Genomic DNA, 7,099 nt, shown 5'->3' with positions numbered 1-7,099 from the left:
ACCCGGTTGGCCAGGATGGCGTTGTGGTTGCCCAGGCCGGCTGCCGTCTCCACCACGTCACCGACGACCTGGTCGCGGTAGTGCTGGTAGCTGGCACCGACGAAGACCCCCATCGACCGGTCCCGGGAGTCACCGGCCAGACCGGCGTCCTCCAGGGCACGCCAGGCGGACTGGATCAGGTGACGCTGCTGGGGGTCTATCCACCGGGCCTCGGCGGGGGAGATCTGGAAGAAGCCGGCGTCGAAGCCGGTCAGGTCGTCGACGAAGCCCGCCCGCCGCAGATAGACGGTGCCCGGCTCGGCGCCGTCCGACCAGTAGGCGTCGATGTCCCAGCGGTCCTTCGGTACTTCCCGCAGACAGTCCTCGCGGTCCATGAGGACCCGCCACAGCTCCTCGGGGCTCCCGGCACCGGGAAAGACACCGTCAAGGCCGACGATGGCGATGTCGTGGCGGTCGTCCTCGCCCGGCCCGGAGGCCTCGGGGGGTTCCGGGGCCGGGCCGGGCGCAGGTGCGGTGGCCGCGGTGACGGCCGTCCCCGGGGAGGTGGCGAGGGCCGGGGAAGACGGCCGGGTCTCCTCTCCGGCAGCCGGTGCCGGGGCGGTGTCCGGGGGCGCGGGTGGCTGCCCGGCCGGGGCGGGCGGTGCCGTGACTCCGTAGACCTCGCGCAGCTCGGTGGCCAGACGGTCGACCGTTCCGGTCTCCAGGACGAGGGTGACAGGGATGTCGACGTCCAGTTTCGACCGGATGTCCTGAGCCAGGGAGACGGCCAGCATCGAGTCGAGCCCCTGGGCCTCCAGCGGGCTGTCCGTCTCCAGGTCCCCCACGCCGATCTCCAGGGCGTCGGCCACCCACCGGGCCAGCGCCCGGCCGAGGCCGGGGCCGTCGTTGCCCGGCCCGCCCGGCCCGCCCGGCCCGCCCGGCACGGGCGGGCGGTGGCCGTTGGAGGTGACCCCCGTGGCGGAAGGCAGCTCGGGAACCGCGCCCGTCGGCGTTCTTCCGGACGCCGCCGCCGGCGACGGCCGCGCGGGGGAGATGCGCTTCCAGGTGACCCCCCGGGCCTCCAGCACCGGACCGGCGCCGTCGAGCACCACCAGAGCGGCTGTCAGCAGACCCGCGTCGGGGGAACCGCCGCGCTCGCGCCGGGCGTACACCCGCACCGGCCCGGTGAGCCGCCGGTGAACCGTCAGCCGCTCGATGGTGAAGGGCACGTACAGGCCGTCGGCGGCGCAGGCGGCCAGTGCCACCTGAAACGCGCCGTCGAGCAGCCGGGCGTCCACCGGCCCGCCGTCGCCTGCCGGGGCGGTCAGGGTGCCGACCGCCTCGCCCGGGGCGATGGCCAGCGAGTCGACCACCCGGAAGCCGGGCCCGTAGCCGAGGCCGTCGCGTTCGAACGCGCGGTACATCCCCTCGAGTGCCACCGGCGTGAAACCGTCCTCGGACTCCGGTGGCGCCAGGCTCGCCCCGGGCTCGGCCGGACCGGCCAGAGCCGCGTCGCACACCGTCGCTCCGGTTCCGTCGCGGAACACCACGGAGGTGCCGTCGCACCGGCCGGTGATCACGGCCGGCGGCCGCACGGCCGAGCGGAAGGTGAGGTCCCGCAGCGAGAAGCGGTCGCTGCCCAGCAGCTCGGCGGCCTTTCCGGGATATCCGGAACCCGGCAGGGTCGGGTGGCCGAGAACGAGGTGCTCGGCGGCCTCCGGGTGCTCGGTCCACGTCCGCTCGGAACCGTCTGCCGGGCGGGAGGCCGCGACCGGGTCCTCCGGCGGCGACGCCGGGCCCTCTTCGGCCGGCTCCAGCCAGAGATACTTCTCACCGAGCGGGGCGGTCGGGAAGCGCACCGCCGCGCGCCCCTGCTCGGCCGGCAGGCCCTCACCCGCGGCGAACCGCCGCGCGGCGTCGCCGAGCGCGTCCCGGCCCGGTGCCTCGCCGAGCGGAGGGACGACCGCCTTCCGCTCCCGTGCCACGACACCCACGTGCAGCGAGCGGGTGTTCTCCACCCCGGCCAGGAACAGCCTCAGCTTGTCGTCGAGCTGCTCGATGCTGTCCACCACACACGCCAGCCGGTGGGAGGCGGCAGGGAGCCGGCGGCTCGCCAGGCACAGGTCCGGCAGCGGCGGGCAGTGCGGCGCCCCGAGCAGCCGCACGAGCCGGCCGGCAAGAGCGTGCAGCGCCTCCGCCGACACCGCCGAGATGGTGAGCAGGTGGGGGCCGGTCCCGGCCGGCACGGGCCGGGGGGCCGGTGCCGCCTCGACCACGGCGTGGGCGTTGGCGCCACCGAACCCGAAACTGCTGACCCCCGCCACGCGCGGCCCGGACCACGGCAGCAGCCGGTCCGCGACGAAAAGAGGCGAGTCCTCGAAGCGGAACGCCTTGTTGGGCACGGTGAGATGGGCCGAGGGCGGGATCTGTCCCGCCTGCAGGGCCAGGATCGTCTTGATCAGTCCGGCGATTCCCGCCGCGGGTTCCAGGTGGCCGATGCTGGTCTTCACGGAGCCGACGGCGACCGAGCCCTTGTCCGCCGTGCCCAGAGCGGCCCCCAGCGCCTCCAGTTCGATGAGATCCCCGAGCTGGGTGCCGGTGCCGTGGGCCTCCACGTAGCCGATCCGGTCCTCCGCGACGCCGGAGACCGCCAGGGCCTTGCGGATGACGGCCTCCTGAGCCGTCCGGCTGGGGGCGGTCAGGAAACCGGCGCCGGAGCCGGTGTGGTTGACGGCGGTGCCCCGCACCACGGCGAGCACGGGATCACCGTCGCGTTCGGCGTCGGCGAGCCGCTTCAGGAGGAGCACGCCGCAGCCCTCTCCGCGCACGTAGCCGTCGGCGCCGTCGTCGAAGGCACGGCACACCCCCTGTGGCGAGAGCATGCCGTTGCGGGCGAACGAGCGGGTCTTGTCGGGGGTGAGCACCAGGTTGGCGGCACCGACGACCGCCGCGTCGATGTCCCCGGTCCGCAGGTGGGTGGCGGCCTGGTGCAGGGCGACCAGCGAGGAAGAGCAGGCCGTGTCGACGGCAAGGCTCGGGCCCGACCAGTCGAAGACGTGCGAGAGCCGGTTCGCCACCATCGAGACCGCGGTGCCGGTGGCGGCGTGCGGATCGTCGTGACCGATGCTTCCGGCGACCAGCCGGGGGAAGTCGCTGGCGATGGTGCCGACGAACACTCCGGTGTCGGCACCCAGCGACGCACGGTCGTGGCCGCAGCTCTGCAGGGCTTCGTCGGTGACGGTGAGCAGCAGACGCTGCAGCGGGTCCAGTCGCCGGGCCTCCCGGTCGGTGAGGCCGAAGCGGGCGGCGTCGAAGAGTTCCACGCCCTCGATCCAGCCCGTCGGGAGCTCGTCGCCGGACGCCCACAGATGGCCCCAGCCGCGGTGCCCCTCGGGTGCCGCTCCCACATGGGTGCTCCCCTCGGCGAGGTTGGCCCAGAACTCGTCGGGCGTGGCGGCCCCGGGGAAGCGGCAGGCCATGCCGATCACGGCGATGCGGTCGTCCCGGCCGCCGTCCGCGGCGGAGCCCGCCGGACGGTCCGTCGCCGTCGCCGCGAGGCGTTCCGCAGCCGGGTCAGGGCGTCGGCTTCGCTCCACATCCTTGTCCGGCGCGTCCGGTGCCTCGGGGGAATGTGTTCCTTCGGCGGCCAGCAGTCCGGCGAGCCGGTCCGGGGTGCCGGTGGCGAAGAGCGCGGACGGGCTCACCTCGGTGCCCAGTGCGCGGCTCAGCTCCGACGCGGCGAGCGTGGCGCTCGCGGAGTCCCCGCCGAGGTCGAAGAAGTTGTCGCCGTGCTGGAACGAAGGCTGTTCCAGCACGCCGGAGAACACCCGCAGGATGCTGTCCGTGAGGGTTTCCGGTGTCCGTCCGGTGGGCCCCGGCTCCGGAGTCACCGGCTGCGGGGAGGAAGGCGCCGGTTCCGCGGCTGGTGCGGGGGGAGTCGCGCCGGTCCCGGCCGGACCGGTGGCCGGCGCTGACGAGCGGATGATGCTGTCGCGCGTCGGCCGGGGCAGCCGGGAGCGGTCGATCTTGCCGTTGCCGGTGAGCGGCAGGGCATCGACGGGCACGTACGCGTCCGGCACCATGTACTCCGGCAGGGTCCGGCCGACGAAGCCGTCCAGCTCGGACTTGGCCGGTGTCCGGTCCGCCACCAGGTACGCGGTCAGCCGCGGAGCGCCGCGGTCCTCGAAGGGAACGGCCGTGACCACGGCGGCCCTCACGCCCTCGAACTCCTCCAGCACCCGCTCGATCTCGGCGGGCTCGATGCGGTTGCCGCGCACCTTCAACTGGGCGTCGGCGCGCCCCAGCCACTCGATCCGGCCGTCGGCGTGCAGCCGTACGGTGTCGCCGGTCCGGTACAGGCGGATGCCGGTGACCGGATCGGCGACGAACACCTCGTCCGTGAGGTCGGGCCGGCCGGCGTAACCCCGGGCGAGCCCGGCCCCCGACACGTACAGGTCGCCCGAGGAGCCGGCCGGGCACGGCCGCAGATCCTCGTCCAGCACGTGCAGGGCGGTGCCGGGCAGGGCGTCTCCCAGGGGGAGGAACGCCTCGACGGACTCCACCGGGTGGGCGGAGGTCCAGATGGTGGCCTCGGTGGGTCCGTACAGGTTCCACAACGCGCGGGCGGACGCGTGCAGCGGCCGGGCGGTCGCCGGCGGGAGCGCTTCGCCGCCCGACAGCACCGTCAGTTCCGGGTGCGGTCTCCAGCCGGTGCCCAGCAGCAGCCGCCACATGCTGGGGGTCGCCTGGGCGACGTTCACTTCCGGGAGCAGCCCGGCGAGCCTGCCGGGGTCGCGTGCCACCTCGCGGCTCGCCATGACGACGGTCGCGCCGACGGTCAGGGGCAGCAGCAGTTCGAGAAGAGAGATGTCGAAGGCGACGGTGGTGTGGGCGAGCATGACGTCCGAGGGACCGCTGCCGAGCCGTTCGCCGACGCCGGTGAGGAAGTTCGCCAGCGCGCCGTGCTCGACCTCCACGCCCTTCGGATCACCGGTCGACCCGCTGGTGAACAGCACGTAGGCCAGGTCGCCCGGGCCGACCGGGGGCGGGACCGCCAGCGCGGAGCCGTCCGGCGCGGGCACCTGGAGGGCGGGGCCGAGCGCCTCGCCGAGGGCGTGGGTGCGGGCGTCGGTCAGGAGCAGTTCGCATCCGGAGACCTCCACGCAGCGGCTCAGCCGCTCCGCCGGGTAGTCCGGGTCCAGGGGCAGGAAGGCCGCTCCGGTGCGCAGGATGCCGAGCATCGCCGGGATCAGCGCCCGGCCGCGCCCGGTCAGTACTCCCACCACCGAGCCGGTACCGACACCCTGGTCATGGAGCCGGGCCGCGACGGTGTCCGCCCAGGCGTCCAGGCGTGCGTAGTCGAGGGTGCCGTCGTCGCCGCGCACGGCGATCGCGTCCGGGCGGGCGGCGACCGAGGCCGTCACCAGGTCCGTCACGGTGCGGCCGGTGGCGCCGGGGGCACCTTCTCCGGTCAGCTCCGTGACCGTGGGGTCCGTGCCCGTCTCCGGCGCGGCCACCGGCGAGGGGGGCGGTTCCGCGGCCGGCGCGTCACCGCCCAGGAACATGGTCTCCAGGGCGATGTCCTCGACGCGCTCGGCGAACTCCAGGGCCTCGTCCTCGTCCATGGCGGTCTCCCGGACGAAGACCACGGGCGGCCCCTCGGACGGGCACAGCAGGGCGATCTCGGTGTCCGGGTCGACGGATGCCTCCTCGCCCGGGTGCCGCTCCAGCACCATGACACCGGTGAAGCCCGGGGCCCCGGAGCCCGGCGGGCGCCGGGCGAGCCCCAGACGTACCTCGAGGTCGGTGGCGTAGCCGTGCCGGGCCGCCGCCTCCTCCAGCTTCTTCCTCAGGGAGCCGGTGCTGTCGGCGTCGAACCGCACGGGGAACCGGGAGGCGGCCAGCCCATGGGTCTCCTCGGCCAGGGCCCGGGCCGAGGCCGGCGACCACGCGAAGTCGAACGCGTCCCCGCCGGCTCGTTCGCCGACGGCCGTCAGGAAGGCCCGGACGACATCGGTGCTCTCCTCGGGCAGCCGGGGAGCATAGGCCAGTTCGTAGCGTCCGTAGTGGGCGGCCCCGGCCGAGAAGTCCGCGGCGGCGAGTGCGACGGGCCGCAGGTCTTCCAGCCGGTCCCGCCACCACGGCTCGTGGGCGCGCAGCGGCCCCTGGGCGGCGGTGAGGGCCGCCAGCCGTTCCCCGGAAACCGCCGGCATCGCGGCCCCGGGGATCAGCCCGAGCCGCTGGGCGGCGGCGCGGCCGGAGAGGGCGCTGCCGTCGACCGCGGTGAAGTCGCTGAGCACCAGGTCGGCGTCGGGCGCGGCCAGGGTCAGTGCGGAGGCGGTCACGGAGACGACGGTGGTCCCGGTCCGGACGTCCTCCCGGGGGACGCGGCGGACCTGCTGGGTGAAGACCGCGCCCTGTTCGGTGAGGAGGGCGGGGATCCCCAGCGGGTTGGGGAACGATCCGTAGTCCAGGGCCTTGGAGATCCGTTCGGCCTCGGCCGCCGTGGTGCCGGCGTGGATGAGTCCGCCCGAGGCCATGCGCGCGGACCGGCGGTAGAAGCGGCGTTCGCGGTCACCGGTGTTCACGGGAGCGGGCAGCGACCGCTCCGCGATGTGCGGCAGCAGTTCGCCGAAGAGCTCGATGCCGTTCTCGGCCGTCTCGAAGGTCAGGGAGAGGGCTGTGGAGTGGTCCCGGACGGGGAACCAGCGCTCCGCCAGCACGCTCCCCGCGTCCACGGCCTCCGTCATCAGGTGCCAGGTCGCCGCGTGCCGGGCCGCCCCTTCGTAGAGGGCCCAGGCCGCCACGTGACTCCCCGAGTAGCGGGGGAGCGGGCCGTCGTGGAAGTTGATCGCGGCAACGGCCGGGAGCTCCAGCACCTCGCGGGGGAGGATGCGGAAGTTGACGATGCTGAACAGGTAGTCGAACTCCTGCCCGGAGAGCACCGAAGCGAGATCTGCGTGCGGGTCCATGACCGTCATGCCGCGCTCGGCGGCCCATGCGACCACGGCCGGGTCGTCACTGAGGACGCCCTCCACGCGGATGCCGGCCTCGACGAGGCGGTCCGTGCACTGCATCAGCACCCGGGTGCCGCCGATGACGTAACAGTTCACCGACATGC

The 7,099-nt window shown here is 74.4% G+C and carries 1 protein-coding gene; it reads right to left on the bottom strand.

Annotated features, from left to right (window positions below; all coding sequences use genetic code 11):
• On the bottom strand, window positions 1-7,097 hold a 7,097-nt coding region (locus tag ABD299_RS10195; protein WP_344260673.1), incomplete at its 3' end, for an amino acid adenylation domain-containing protein.
• Between the last annotated feature and the right edge of the window lie 2 nt (window positions 7,098-7,099).

Source organism: Streptomyces sodiiphilus, from assembly GCF_039529215.1.
Taxonomy (GTDB): Bacteria; Actinomycetota; Actinomycetes; order Streptomycetales; family Streptomycetaceae; genus Streptomyces; species Streptomyces sodiiphilus.
The sequence above is the reverse complement of the archived record's forward strand: the minus strand, read 5'-3'. Positions and strand labels throughout refer to the sequence as shown.